Here is a 13,917-nt window from a genome sequence, read left to right on the forward strand (position 1 = left end):
TGATCGATAGCCAGACCGCCTCGACGACGGAGGCCGGCGGTCCACGCGGATTCGACGCCGGCAAGCGCCTCCATGGGCGCAAGCGCCATATCGTGACCGACACCAACGGTCTCTTGTTGGCCGCATATGTTCATCCCGCCAACATTCAGGATGTCCATGGCGCCGTGCCCCTGTTAAGATTTGCGAGGCCGCTTTCCGAGGCTTCAGCATGTCTTTGCCGACCGAATCTATCGCGGCAAACAGCTCGTCAACGCACTCTCAGACTGCGGGCCCTGGACAATCGAGATCCTCGAGCGACCGCACCGCGTCAAAGGTTTCCAGCTCCTGCCCAGGCGCTGGGTCGTCGAGCGCACCTTTGCATGGTTCGGAAGATGCCGGCGCCTGTCCAAAGACTTCGAAGGCTCTGCCGCTACCGAGCTCGCTTGGCTGCTCGCCGCCCATCTAAGGCTCCTAATTCGCCGTTTAGCCAGACCTTGATAGCGTCCACGCGCTTTTTGAGTCAGGCTCTCAGAAGCCGCTGGCCGGTATGGTGATCCGCGGATCAAGTCCAATTCTCATCTCCGAGCACCTCGGCGCTTTCGGCTCTAACTGGTTTTCCTGATCCAGATCTGTTCGATCGTTCCGCCCATTAGGGTCGTCTCCTGCTCGCACCCTTCACCAACATCAGGCTCTTTCGTGCCGCATTCGTCATGATGCCGTCACTGCCTGCGCTGGGTTCCCGATAATCCACCTTCCGATTGGCCATGCCCAAATCGTCCGAGCCATCTTGGTCGCGAAGGCGATCGCCACGAGCATGCGCGGCTTCCGCGAGAGCGCTTCCGCGATCACAAGAGCTGCGTTTGCGCTCAGGCAATCTACCACTTCGCCGGCGGCCAGACCGTCGTCCGCCAATAATCCCAGCAGAGCTGGCTCGAGACCGGAAGACGAGCCGCGGGCATGTAGTCGATGGCTCAGCTCCGGCTGCCTGTCTTTCCGACTCGGCTTCGGAAGGCGGAGCTTCCATGAGTTCGGCCGCGGCGCGCCCCTTCCTACGCCAACCGCCGATCAGGCGCTCGTCGAACGGCAGTGCCACGTAGCAGGTGACGTCATCCGGAGTCACTCGCGCGATCGCGTTGCGCGCCACGCGCCCACCCGAATATCCGGTCGACACTGCGTGCAGTTCGCTGCCTCGGACTGGGAGTGCCACCAGGTCGAGCAAGCCATCCAGCGCACGAGACGCTCGGGCGGTGGCAGTCGCTTTCCTCGCGGCGCGCTCGACGCCTCGGCGGGTCCGAGTGTCCCGCATCGTGTTCCCCTTGCGACGCGCCGCTTGCACCAGTCCAGCACCTCCGCGCCTCGTTCTGGGTGGATAACGTGGAAGCCTGCATCGCGCAACGCCTCGACGATACGCGGTCGAGCTGCCTAAAGGCGTGGCGGGATTTTCCCTTTATGCGCTGGCGTCAGCTTACGGACAGCTAAGCTGTCTATCAAGCGGGTAAGGTCTAACGACCTGAAACAATGCAAGATGTATGATCCAGGTATAGTCGTCATGTACGGTCGAGTTAACAATTGGCCCGATATTCCGGCCGAAGAAAGATATCATCGGGCAGCCAACGCTGAGGAAGCGGGTGCCGAAAGCCAGGGCTTCGCCGATGCGTTCGCTAGAACGCGATTGCAGGAGTCTGCTGGCAGCTCATCTTCGCAACCGAGTTATTCCCTCGTTCGGAAACCTCCTGTGGTCGAGATCGACAGAGCTACGTTCAGGACTGAAGTGAGGACCTTTCATGGCGACGCAATCAACCGCATCGCCAACAATCCACACGAGTACTCGGAATTTGTCTCCGCAAGAGCTAAGCGCACAGCAGAGGTCGCTAAGGAATACGGTATCAGAAGAGATTCAGAAGACGCCCGATATTACAGTTACCAATTAGGAAATGTGAGCGTCGGCCTCCAAAGAACGGAGGCCGGATTCAACATGACTGAGTTCGAAAGCGATAAGTGGCGAGAACAGTTCCCTGGACGAAGTGAAGTCACCTCAATTGTGGATTTTCAGGTTGCTCATCCGCTTGTCGCAAACGCCGGCGATATTCTGCTCGAACATCAACTTCGGCAAGACGGCGAACGACCATTGGTGAACTGGCGTCCTGCTAATGCGGAAGCGAAGGCCCGCGCAAAGACAATGGGCTTCGTTGAAGTGGATGAGGACGACATGGTACTTGACCCCACTCAGTCCGCCCAGTGGACAAAAAACAGCCTTGGTGAATGGCAGCGCGCAACTAAATCTCAGCTTTATCTCTCCAAGGTCGACAGTGATACTGAGGTTGCAGCAGATTCCGAAGAGGATGGTGACTTCATGTAATGCCCAGATCCGCTGGCATTCATGTGTTTGGGCAGGCGGTGGAGCAAGGAGCGAAGGCAAACGGACAGCTGCGGAAAAGGTCAAGCCTCAGCCGAGCGAAACCGACAATTCGACTGGATCCGCGAGGTGCTTTGTAACAAGGCACCAATGTTCACCATCAGGCCGGTCCGAAGTGATTTCGCCGTTTGATGCGCCAATCTGAGGGAGATAAGGTGTCTCGGCCAAGTCGAAGACACCAAATCAGGAGAGATGTCGAGCGAATTGAGCCACAGCAGCCATGCGCTCTGATCCTGGCGCTAAGCTCTGCGCCGCTGCCGCCGACCTTACGCCTTGAACTGCTGCGGTTTCCAGCGGGCGAAAGTCTGCCGTCCGAGGCCACCGCACAAACCTGTCCATGGGCTGCGAGATACCAGACACCGGTGTTTCCAAGTCCCTTAGGCATCAACGTCTGCTCGGCGAACATCCGCTTTGCGCAATCGGGTTGAAAACTCGAGCTTGCGAACAGCCGAAAGCGCGCATTCACTCAGGTATAGAAGCCTGGGATGAAGCAATGATTGGGCGAACAGCAAGCGCATCAAGCGACCCATCGTAGGCATGAAGGCAGATCTCTGGAAGAGCGCGGACCACCAATCGCCGGGCCTGAATCACTTCCGGAGAAGCGCACCGCTTTGGGACCAGCAAAAAGTAGCCGATCATCGGCGCCAGGCAGATATCAGCTAGCCAACTCATTGCCGTCTGCTCGATCAGAGACAAGCCGCGATCGAAGCTTCTCTTGCGCACCAGGTGCCGCTCTGTCACCTTTCAAACGCATTCACCGTGTGTTCGCCGTCACGATGGGCGCCAAGAGCACGACGAGGCACATGAGCCCGGCTAGGACCCCAAATGCGGCCGGCAGTCCCACGTACTTGGCCAGTAACCCCATACCAGCCGGTCCAATGAGAATTCCGGCATAGCCAACCGTCATGATCACGGCAATCGCCGGACCAACGGGCATCGCCTCCTGCGTGCCGGCGCGCCGGAACAGAATCGGGGCGACATTCGATAGGCCAAGACCAATGAGCAGCAAGCCGGCCATGGCGATGACGGCTACCGGTGCGGCCAGCAGAGCTCCGAAACCGGCCAAGGCCAGTAGACTTCCGAACATAAGTGTCGCGCGGTCCCCCGCGCGTTCGACGACGGCGTCGCCAGCAAGGCGTCCCACCGTCATGGCTATGGAGAACAGTACATACGCTAAGCCGCTCTGCGTCTTTGGAGCAAGACCAGCGCCGACGACCAACAACGCAGCCCAATCGAGCATCGCGCCTTCGATAAGGAAGGCGATCGCCGCAATCGCGGCTAGAAGGAGCACGATGGAACGCGGCAGAACGAACGACGGTCCCTGGTCCGCCTGCGCCGTTGGCACCAATCGCGGCCACGCCAGCATGATCGCTATCACTATCAATCCCGAGCAGACCACAGTCGAAACAAATGCATCAATCTGCAGCGAGAGAAAAGCGGTCATGGCTGCAGACCCCACAAGTCCCCCGATGCTGAATTGAGCGTGGAAGCTGGACATCAGCGGGAACTCCGCCGTGCGCTCCACCTCGATCGCATGAATGTTCGCGGCCACGCTAATCGAGCCTATCGAGGCGCCTAAGGCGAATAGCGCGACGCCGAGCGCCAACTTGCTAGCTATCGTGAGGCACGGCAGGACGATCGCGAGACTAAGCCCACCCACAAGAATGATCAGCCTGACGCCGTAGCGGGCGCTCAAAACACCGGTCAGAAGCATCGCGATGATGGATCCAGCACCCAGGCAGAGCAGTAGTAGGCCAAGCACGCCGTCATCGACCGCCAGCCGGTCTTTTGCAAATGGTACGAGCGGGGCCCAGACCCCGAAGCCGACCCCGGGAACGAAGAATGCAAGACACGTTGCTAACCGAGAGGATAGTTGACCAGCAGACGCCATGACAGGGACCTTATTGATAGACGACCCGCGGGCGCTGTACCAGCGGCGGACTCCCGAGCGACAGAGAGTGCGCAGGTTCGGCGGTCGAGAGGACATCGTTTGTTGGCGCAATCCGCCATGCCGGACGTTCAGCGCGTGATATCGGATCGCGTCGATCGTCACTCTTCTAGTTCGACCCGCGACGACATCTTTGATAGCAAATACGATGCCACCGCGAAAACGCACGTGACGTCTCGATCCGAACTCGATACGATCGGGCAACTGTGCCGGCTAGGCATGGAGCGTTGGGGGCTCTCAACAAGCTTGTTACTTGCTGATTGATGAGCGCGGTCGCGCACTGAAGGAGCACGAACCACCCGAGTGCGCCTCGAGACTGCGCCGTGGCGCCCTTCAACGCGGCCTCGCCTCCCGTAGTCATATCCGCGACAAATCAATATGGCTCAGTCGCAAAGCTGACAACAAGATGAAATTCCATCTGCCGATCGCAATCGGTCTCAATGCGAGGCGATGGGTTTGCAACCCGGTTACTCTGGGCTTGCGTAGCCTGCCAAAACGTTGTGGCAACCGACAGCGCGGTGTAGACGCCGACATAAACACTTTGACCATGGAAGGCACGCAGCTTATGTGCCTGGTAGACTCACGGCTCGCCATTGACGACTCCAACAAAGAAGCCCACGGCGTCGCGTATCTTCGGCCGGCGCTCCACCAATCATCAAATGCCGAATCATGGTCGCCCATAGAGTCAGAACCACCGCGAAAATTGCGACTGTAGTGCTAGACACGGTCGCCAAATGCATCGAACTCCGTCCGGATCGCCTGTCCGGTGTTCGGTTACGCGCCTATTCCCTACTTCAAGAAGCAGCAGTGCAAGATCGGCGAATACGCCCTGCCCCAGAAGTCGTGCGTCATTTTCAGTCGGAATTGATTGCGGAAGCCCTGGTCGACGCGGGCTACGTGCGCATTAGTTTCGACCACTTCGCCCTACCCCGCCGACAAATCTTGCCGCGGCGAAGCGCGAGGGGCGGCTGCGTCGGAACTCCCAGGCACCGACGACGCGGGCGAAACGGATAAAAAGAAAACAGTTTATCGATTTGGTTCTGAATTGCGCTACAGAGTTGGCAACGCGAGCAGTACGTTGTCGATCAGCCGGGTCGAACCGACGTAGGCTGCGGCACAGAGCGCCGCCGGAAGCCGCAGCGGACTCGCGGCGCGCTTGAGCGTATCACCATCGACAAGTTCAAGGTATTGCAGCCGATCAACTGTCTCAAGATGCCGCTCGGCGATCGCAATCAGCTGGTCCACCTCGCGCACTCCTGAGCGGAACTCATCCGCCGCGGCGAACAGCCCACGACTGATGGCAACGGCTCGTCGACGTTCTTCCTCGCTGAGGTACCGATTGCGACTGCTCATCGCGAGCCCGTCCGGTTCCCGAACGGTTGGCACGGTGACGATCTCGATGGGAAGATTGAGATCAGTTGCCATGCGACGCACGACCGCGCATTGCTGAAAATCCTTTTGCCCGAAAAACACGACGTCCGGATGCACCATGTTGAACAGCTTGCATACGACGGTTGCGACGCCGCGAAAATGCCCACGCCTGAAAGCCCCGCATAGTGGCTTAGCCAATTCGCCCGGTTCGACGAAGGTCTCGAATTGAGCCGGGTAGACTTCCTGTGCACCCGGCGCGAAGACAATCGTAACACCGGCATCGCGGCACAGTTTTTCATCGCGCAGGAAATCGCGAGGATAGCTGCTGAGATCCTCGTTTGGTCCGAACTGAGTCGGATTGACGAAGATGCTAACGACGGTGACGTCGCATTGCGCTCGGCTCGCCTTAACCAGGGCCAGATGGCCATCGTGCAAATAGCCCATTGTCGGCACGAGCCCGACGCGTTTGCCCGCGCTGCAAGCCTTCGCGAGCTCACTACGAAGCTCAGCGACCGTCGTAATCGTCTGCATCGTAGCACCTTACATCAGGTTGGGTTGGGAGGAGCCCAGTTTGCGATGATGTTAGCCAGGCTTTCAGGAAGCCGATAGGACTCTTGCGGCGCCGGGAACGCTCCACTGCGGACATCGGTAGCCCAGCGCGACAGCGCGTCCTGCAACAGCTGAAAACCATCTGCATAGGCGCGAACAAATTTGGGCCGATGACCTTCGGTCAGCCCCAGCACGTCATGGAATACGAGCACTTGGCCCGAGCACCCGGGACCCGCGCCGATTCCAATAGTTGGTATCGACAGCGATTCGGTCGCTCGCTGGGCTAGCTCGGCCGGAATGCCTTCAAGCACCAACGCGAAGCATCCGGCCTCCTGCAGACGGTGAGCGTCATCAAGCAGCCGCAAAGCGTCATCGGCTTTTCGGCCCTGCACCTTGAATCCCCCCATGATATTGACGCTCTGCGGGGTGAGGCCGAGATGGCCCATGACGGGAATTTCGCAATCGACCAGGGCACGCACGATTTCCACGCGCTTGGCTCCGCCCTCGAGTTTCACTGCATCTGCGCCTCGCTGCAGGAATCCTCCGGCGTTGCGTATCGTCTCCTCCGGACTGAGGTGAAAGCTAAGAAACGGCATATCGGCCACGAGCAGGGCACGGGGCCTTGTGCGCGCAACAGCTTCGAGATGATGGTTCATCATCGCCATGCTGACTGGCAACGTGTTGTCGAAACCGAGGCAGACATTGCCAACACTGTCGCCGACAAGAATGATGTCGACGATGGGGTCAGCGATGCCTGCCGTAACCGCATCGTAGGCGGTGGTCATGGCGACACGCCGCCGCTCCTGCTTCCATCGCTGCAGGATTGGAATCGTGATCCGCTCAACTGACACTTCCGAAGCGTGGCTCATTTTCGATCCGTTCCGTCAGATGGCCTCAGGTCGATTTCGCAGCTCGAAGCGATACTGATTTGATCTCACCTGTGTCGCCTACGATTTTGAAGCCATCGCCCTCACGAAGTCCCCGCGTCACCGAATATGCTAGCCGAACGGTAATCCGATTCTTGCAACCGAAGCCATTGAGCCCGCGGGACCACTCTTTTTCTATGGCGGACGAATGAAAACTGTCAACCGTGAAACGGAAACATACGTCTCCAAAGTAGCAGGCGCGTGCATAAAGAATCCAATGGTCGCGCGACCATCAAGCAAGAACTCCCCAGATTGAAATTGTCATTTGGAAGCGCCTTGCGTCACGCTGGGCGTCAGGACGCGCCGATGGGATCATTCTGACGCAATTTGCGTGCGGCATTGTCTTAACTGCATCTCGTGCGTCTCGGACTGGCTGGCTTTGCCACGGAGGCAATACTCTACCGGAGCAAGTTCGTTTCCGAGCCTCATCAAGTTCAACTGCAGCCAGAGGATCTGTTGCCGCTCACACCTGCTGCGCTGAATCAACACTCCGGCATACTTCCCCATACGGAGCTGATAGAAATTGCGTACCATGCCCTGCTCCAATCCCTTCTCCAGGATACTCGGCATTTTCCAGCTCCCGAAACAGGCCTCGCGCTCACCCTCTGTCGTAGCGGCATATCGCGATCGGTTGGTTCGATGAACACCTGCCTGTCGGCCGAAAATTGCGTCTGGGCGTAATTCCGCGATGAAATTCTTCAAACGAGCTCGGAGTGACCGCCCCGCCTTCGTCAGATGCAAGCATGGGAGTGCTTTCCAGCGCAGCAGACCGTGAAAGCTATGCAGACGCGCGTCTGCCCGCTAATTCGATGGCGTGTGGATAACCCGGGCGTACAGACTTGTCAGGCAAGCCGCTTAGAGGCGTCGCTGACCTGAGGCGCCGGTGCGCTTGCCGTCCGCTTGCTGCTCAATTCGCAGCAGCCATGGCAGCCCAAGCGTCAGGCCATCGAAGAGTCGACGGTTTGACACGGCCAGCCAAGTCATGCGATGCAAAAAGGGCTAAGCGGGGTTAAGGCGCAGTAGTGCGGTCGTAATCTAAGCGGCGGCTGCCATTGCGGGGTCATCAGCTTCTGCTGCACACGTTCAAAGACCACTACTATTCGTCGAAGATACGATTTTTCGTAACAACACCCCGCATTCCCCTTGTGCGTCTTTTCGTGGCGTCTTGTACTGGTTGTCAGCGCGATCGTTCTACCCGCCGCGCTAATGCGTAGGTCAGGTCGATACCGCTAGGCGTCCGTGCCCGATGCAGTGGCCATGCACTGACAAAATGACGAGAACTGGCAGTTGCCAGTACCCCCAGATACGGTCTTTGCAGACAATGAGCGTCCTGCCAAGCGGGTCGCAGGACGTACACTCGAAGGCGCGACAAAGCCAACTAGCATGGGAAGTGCTAGCAGCGACAAACAGCAGATTGCGCATGACTTGCCTCCGCTAGGCTTTGCTTAAGGATAGACCATCGAATTACATCTATTGATGTTGATCAAGCAAATGGCAGCCGCGCTTCCCTGGGCGATCGCATCCACCGAAGTACTAGCGCGTTGGGCTTTCACGCGCACGCAAGCGACGCGGTTCAAGTGAAGGCAGTCTAAGAGTGCTCGATCAGAACCGCGACACCTAGGGCGGCCATTTTGCCAAAACTTCGGCGAGGGCGGAGCAGCATTTCAGCGACTTTCCGGAAGGGAGCGCAGCCTTCCGGTGCGATGCAGCTGCGCGCTGAAAGCGCCTCCAGGCAAGATGTGCACGAGGTACTACCTTTCTTCGTTGCTTCGCGACGAGCAGCGCCGAAACGATAAGCTCCTCCCAGGCGCCCTGTATGGCTGAGACTATCGCCACGTTCCGCGATGAAAGAGTTTCACGATCGATCTCTCTGCGGTGATCAGCCGAAGAGCGGATTCAACCTTGAAGTCACGCGTCGATGTCAACCCAGGGGCTGGCGGCGGCCTTCCCCCTTCTGTTTTATGAGCCAGCCTGTATTCAACGAAAGAGCGCATTTTGCTGCAGTTCTTATGCGGCGATCCTGCAAGTGAGACCGTTTCATGCACGAGATCCGCGCGAAGCTAATGACCGGAAGCATCTACTGAAAGTTGTCCTAGCGACTGATGATCAGGCGGTTCCTTACTACGATGCAGAAATTCGTCTCAGAGATTGTCTACCTTGCGTAATAGCGGAGGAAGAATCGAGCTAAACACCCGCCAGGGCGATCGCGCAGGGAGCTGCCGTGCAGTGGCATCTGAGCGGCTGCCCGAGCCTTCCAGACTTTGCGATGAGGCTTCTGTCGCTTTGGGCGAAGTCAAACCGCAATGTTCGCGATTACCGACGGTCATCTATGATTCGACACATCGTATTCTTCACCGCAAAAGATAAGGCGCATGTCGACAAAATAGTCGACGGCCTTTCCGTTCTCGCCAAGATCCCGCACGCACGCCGGCTTGAGGTCGCTCGCAACCGCAAGAGTGACCAGCTTGGCAACGAAATTGACGTGATCGTCTACGGTGAATTCGACGACGAAGTCGAACTCGAAGCCTATAAAGCGCACGAGCTTTATCAGGAGTCGATCCGGCAGGTCAGACCGCTCCGAGAGCTACGTCTCGCGGCCGATTACAGCATGTCAACAGATGCGGAGCCATTTGGCAGGCCCTACCCGCGGGCGTAATTAACCTGGCAGGCACGTAGGGGTTTTTGGGTGCCGTGAGGCTCCCTTCCCGGGCGGGATTACAATCAGCCATGTATCGCTGAGCGACAGACTAATGCATGTATTGGAACTGCAGTGGATTGAGCCCGTCACAGCCATGCGACGCCTCTCGCATCGGAGGCACCTCACGTTCCTGGATAGCGCATCGAGACACGCGGTGCTCGGGCAGTACTCGTATGTGACGTGCGATCCCTTCAGCACTTATATAATCGCGGACGGGAGAGGTATTTGCAACGGAGAGTCCATTGTGGGCGATCCGTGGGCGGCACTTCGCGCCATGCTAGCCAAGTATCCGCAAATGCATCGCGCCGATCTCCCGGCATTCCAGGGCGGCGCCGCCGGCTTTTTTGGATACGAGCTGAACAGGACGCTGGAGCGATTGCCGGTGCCGAGCATCGGGGCGCATCGCTTGCCTCAGGCCCTCCTACATCTTTACGACGTCGTGATAAGCTTCGATCACCGCCATGACAGATGCTGGGTCCTTTCTACCGGGTGGCCGGAGCAGGATCCGGTTCGCCGGCGTGAGAGAGCTCGCCGAAGAGCCGAAGAGTTTGTTGCGCTGATTACAGTCTCAGCCCCCCCTCCTGATTTTACACCAGGCCAGGCCGGCTCATGGCATTCAAACTTCAGTCGCCAGGGATACATCGCGGCGGTACAACGCGTGATTGATCTCATTCTGTCGGGTGACGCCTTCCAGGTCAACATTGCGCAGCGCTTCAGCGCTCGCCTGGCGAACTCGTTCGATCCGATAGCCTTCTATTGTCAGCTGCGGAAAATGAATTCGGCTCCCTTTGCCGCCCTTCTTCGGTATGGCAAGCTCACCATTGCATCGAGCTCGCCCGAGCGTTTCCTAAAGCTTGACGGGCGACAGGTCGAAACGCGACCTATCAAGGGGACGGTGGCGCGTTCTGCTGATTGCGAAGAAGACCGGCGTCGCGCTGAGGCGCTGGTAGATTCGGAGAAAGACCGCGCCGAGAACACCATGATCGTCGACCTCCTGCGCAATGATCTCTCGCGCGTTTGCACGCCTGAATCAGTCCACGTCCCGTCCTTATGCAATCTCGAGTCCTATGCCTCGGTGCACCATCTCGTGTCCGTCGTTACGGGTGAGCTAAGACACGGAGAGGATGCCGTGGGCCTACTTAGGGCCTGCTTTCCTGGCGGCTCAGTTACCGGAGCTCCCAAGGTTCGCTCGATGGAAATTATCCTGGATATCGAGCGTGTGGCGCGAGAGGTGTATTGCGGGGCCATAGGCTACATAGGTTTCAATGGACATATGGATGTAAATATTGCCATTCGCACCGTAACGATCGACGACGGCCAGGCCGTCTTCCATGCAGGTGCCGGGATAACGGCAATGTCCGATCCGGCAGCCGAATATGAGGAGAGCCTTGCAAAAGCAGAGCGCATTTTTCGCGCATTCATTGCTGAAGACTCCGGTGCATCTTGATTGTCATTGTCGACAACTACGACTCTTTCGTCTTCAACATTGCGCGATATTTCCGCAAGCTTGGTGCAGCAACATGTGTCGTCCGGAACGACGCGATGGATGTGAGCGAACTTGCTGACCTCAGGCCCCGCGCGGTTGTCATCTCCCCCGGTCCGTGCACTCCAATTGAGGCTGGAATATCGACAGCCGTCGTTCGTGAACTTTCGGGTCAGGTGCCAATTCTCGGCATTTGTCTTGGACACCAGTGCATTGGGACGGTGTTCGGCGCACGCGTAACGCGCGCACGTCGTCCTATGCACGGTCTGCCCTCGTATGTCACACATGAAGGCGGCGGGCTGTTCAAAGAACTACCGTCTCCACTTTGTGTGGGGCGCTACCATTCGCTTATCGTCGAATTGGATCCGTCATCGGCCCGTCACCTCACGGTGACAGCACTCTCGGATGATGGGGAGGTCATGGCCCTCGCCCATCGCGATCAACCAACATATGGCGTGCAGTTCCATCCGGAGTCGATACTCACCCCACAAGGGGACGTGCTGTTCGCAAACTTCCTACGGCTTGCAGAGCTTTCTTAAGGGGGCCGTAGAGGACTGGTGCAGCCATAGCGTGGCGGCCGCCGTCAGGATCCGGCCCGATGGGCCTCGATTTTGTTCTGGTTGCGTTCCAGGCGCGACCATGGCTCACCACCCCCGGGCGCGACCGTCGAAGACCAGCGGGACCTCCTGGGACGGGAAAGTCACTCACCGCCGACATCCCGGGCGCGGCGTATCCTGCTCCTGACGGGCATTACCGAGCAGCCGCTCGCCGTCCGGCTGGCTGCTCTCCTGTCGAACCACGGTCACGTTCCGCAATCCAAACACGGCGTCTGCCTGCGTGACCTGCGGGAGGTCGTCCGTGAAAGGATCAAGGGCGCGCACGACGGACGCTGGAGCAAGGCCGACCTGCTCGCAGAGCTCATTCGGCATGGCGGCTCGCTGGCGCGCTGGCGCCGCACCGCGACATTTACGTCCGGCCGAGATCCTTCGACGCGATCAAGCAACAGCTCGAAAAAGACCATGCCGTCGTCATCGCCATCCCTGCGAATTCGTCATGTGAGGGCAGCGTCCGCCGAGGCTATTTGCAGCTCTAGCGGCAGGTTTGATCGTCTATGGCAGCCTCATTCCGATCAGCATCCTTCGGGGCGGCTGGTCCAAACGCGCCAAAGGGTAGACAGTCGTAGAAATAGAAGAGGTGTCGTACGAAGTGGCACTAACTGCCCAGGCGCATAGCCCGCAAAGAGCGTCGCCCAGCCGGCATCGGCTCTTGAACGCCAATGCCAAGGCCGTTGGAGTGTTGAGCGCCTCGAAGCCTTGAATTTGCAACCGGGGCGTGCACACATAGCAATGTGAAAAGATTGCGAGGACCTCCTTTGGGCGCTCTTTCGACCAGGTCAAGCGCGTATATCGTTGCCGGGACCCATAGCGGCGTCGGCAAGACGACGGTCACTCTTACTCTGCTTCGCGTGCTTCCAACCACCAAGGTCGCCTTGCCCCGCCAGCCCGGATTTCCCGTGGCAATCGGTTGCGACTGGGCGCCGAGTGGGACAAAGAACCTGCTAGGCGAGCTCAAGATCACAAAGTTGGTGAGCGATCATGAAGGCGGCCTTTTCACCGATCAAGAGCTCATCGATGCGGTTACCCGCGTTCCTGCCTCGATGATCGGCTGGGATTCCTATGTCGGATCCATCGAACGCGACAAGGCGGCCGACCTTCTCATCGTCGAAAGCACGCAAGGGATCCTTATGCTGGCCTCATCGCCGCCGATGAATCCAAGATTAGATTATCGCCATCGTGAGCCGCCGCGCGACCCTTAAGCGACCCGCCGCATCCTAGGATGGCTGCGTTGCGGCGGATTTGCGGATTTCAAACCTAGCCGCGCGAACTGGGTCGATCAACGGACCACGTCCGCGGCCGTCCATCAGCCATGATCGCGGCACGCCGAATGCATCTGCGTAGATGCGGCCAGTTTCAGCATTGAAATAGCGAGCCGCGATTTCGTGGGCGCGATAGGTGCCTTGGTGCCACCCAAACCTGACCGCGGCCTCCCGGCTGGACTTGAAGCTGGCCGCCTTTCGGGCAGCGTGCAGACGGACGGGTGGGCCGGTCCGAGCTCCCTTACAATGCTCCTTCATCCCCGATCTTCCCGACGGCCTCTCCCTGTCGGTTTGGCCGTGCCCGTCAATTTCAAGGACTCGTTTACCGAGTGGAAGTCTGTCTTCCTAGCGCCTCGTTTCGATTTGAGGCGGAATGCCGGCCGGCGAAGCCACCGCGTTCGAGGTTCATATCGCTCGGTTGCGTTTGGTCACGTTCGGTTTTCGGCCAACGGGGGGCCCAAACGGACGAGAATTTCTGCAAAAACCTATTGTTATCACCAAGCTTCATGATTTTTGGCAATAAGTAACTTCGTCAACTGATCAGGAGTTTTAACCCGTTTTCATGCCGTTTTAGGCCAATTTTGGCCTCCTCATCCTTTCTTAGACCCCTTTTCCGGCCGGCGCCAACTGCGGGCCAAATTTTATTACTTTGAGGTATTCAGGTAGCGAAA

9 protein-coding genes and 1 pseudogene are annotated in these 13,917 nt (G+C 58.4%); 6 read left to right on the forward strand and 4 right to left on the reverse strand.

Annotation, left to right across the window (positions count from 1 at the left end; genetic code table 11):
- Together IVA98_RS27200 and IVA98_RS27205 are read left to right on the forward strand one after the other, a co-directional pair.
- A pseudogene (locus tag IVA98_RS27200) lies at positions 1 to 477 on the forward strand (IS5 family transposase); the annotation flags it as partial.
- A 1,051-nt stretch (positions 478 to 1,528) separates the two neighbouring features.
- The gene (locus IVA98_RS27205) at positions 1,529 to 2,338 is read left to right on the forward strand and encodes an effector protein NopP (RefSeq protein WP_247355799.1); all 810 of its coding nucleotides are present in this window, start codon (positions 1,529 to 1,531) and stop codon (positions 2,336 to 2,338) included.
- An 811-nt stretch (positions 2,339 to 3,149) separates the two neighbouring features.
- On the opposite strand, the gene IVA98_RS27210 is transcribed toward IVA98_RS27205, so the two are convergent.
- From IVA98_RS27210 to panB, 3 genes are all read right to left on the reverse strand, one after another.
- Positions 3,150 to 4,286 carry an MFS transporter gene (locus tag IVA98_RS27210; RefSeq protein WP_247355819.1) on the reverse strand — a complete coding sequence of 379 codons (1,137 nt, stop codon included), beginning with the start codon at positions 4,284 to 4,286 and terminating at the stop codon, positions 3,150 to 3,152.
- A 1,107-nt stretch (positions 4,287 to 5,393) separates the two neighbouring features.
- Entirely contained in the window at positions 5,394 to 6,245 is an 852-nt protein-coding gene (gene panC, locus IVA98_RS27215) for a pantoate--beta-alanine ligase (protein ID WP_247355800.1), read from the reverse strand.
- A gap of 14 nt (positions 6,246 to 6,259) precedes the next feature.
- Positions 6,260 to 7,132, reverse strand: coding sequence for a 3-methyl-2-oxobutanoate hydroxymethyltransferase (gene panB / locus IVA98_RS27220; RefSeq protein ID WP_247355801.1), 873 nt, complete (start codon positions 7,130 to 7,132; stop codon positions 6,260 to 6,262).
- Between the two features lie 2,386 nt (positions 7,133 to 9,518).
- On the opposite strand from panB, the gene IVA98_RS27225 reads away from it, so the two are divergent.
- From IVA98_RS27225 to IVA98_RS27235, 3 genes are all read left to right on the forward strand, one after another.
- Positions 9,519 to 9,845, forward strand: coding sequence for a Dabb family protein (locus IVA98_RS27225; RefSeq protein WP_247355820.1), 327 nt, complete (start codon positions 9,519 to 9,521; stop codon positions 9,843 to 9,845).
- 94 nt (positions 9,846 to 9,939) lie between these two features.
- Positions 9,940 to 11,334 carry an aminodeoxychorismate synthase component I gene (gene pabB / locus IVA98_RS27230; RefSeq protein ID WP_247355802.1) on the forward strand — a complete coding sequence of 465 codons (1,395 nt, stop codon included), beginning with the start codon at positions 9,940 to 9,942 and terminating at the stop codon, positions 11,332 to 11,334.
- Positions 11,331 to 11,909 (forward strand): anthranilate synthase component II, encoded by a 579-nt coding sequence (locus tag IVA98_RS27235; RefSeq protein ID WP_247355803.1) that lies wholly within the window; start codon positions 11,331 to 11,333, stop codon positions 11,907 to 11,909. The genes pabB and IVA98_RS27235 overlap by 4 nt, the downstream gene beginning before the upstream one ends.
- Positions 11,910 to 12,074: 165 nt before the next feature.
- Here IVA98_RS27235 and IVA98_RS27240 read toward each other — a convergent pair whose 3' ends face one another.
- Positions 12,075 to 12,299 (reverse strand): hypothetical protein, encoded by a 225-nt coding sequence (locus IVA98_RS27240; RefSeq protein WP_247355804.1) that lies wholly within the window; start codon positions 12,297 to 12,299, stop codon positions 12,075 to 12,077.
- Between the two features lie 443 nt (positions 12,300 to 12,742).
- Between IVA98_RS27240 and IVA98_RS27245 the strand changes: the two genes are divergently transcribed.
- A complete protein-coding gene (locus IVA98_RS27245) occupies positions 12,743 to 13,186 on the forward strand; it encodes an amidohydrolase family protein (RefSeq protein ID WP_247355805.1) in 444 nt (147 codons plus the stop codon).
- The last annotated feature ends 731 nt before the right edge of the window (positions 13,187 to 13,917 follow it).

This window comes from Bradyrhizobium sp. 160 (assembly GCF_023073735.1).
Taxonomy (GTDB): domain Bacteria; phylum Pseudomonadota; class Alphaproteobacteria; order Rhizobiales; family Xanthobacteraceae; genus Bradyrhizobium.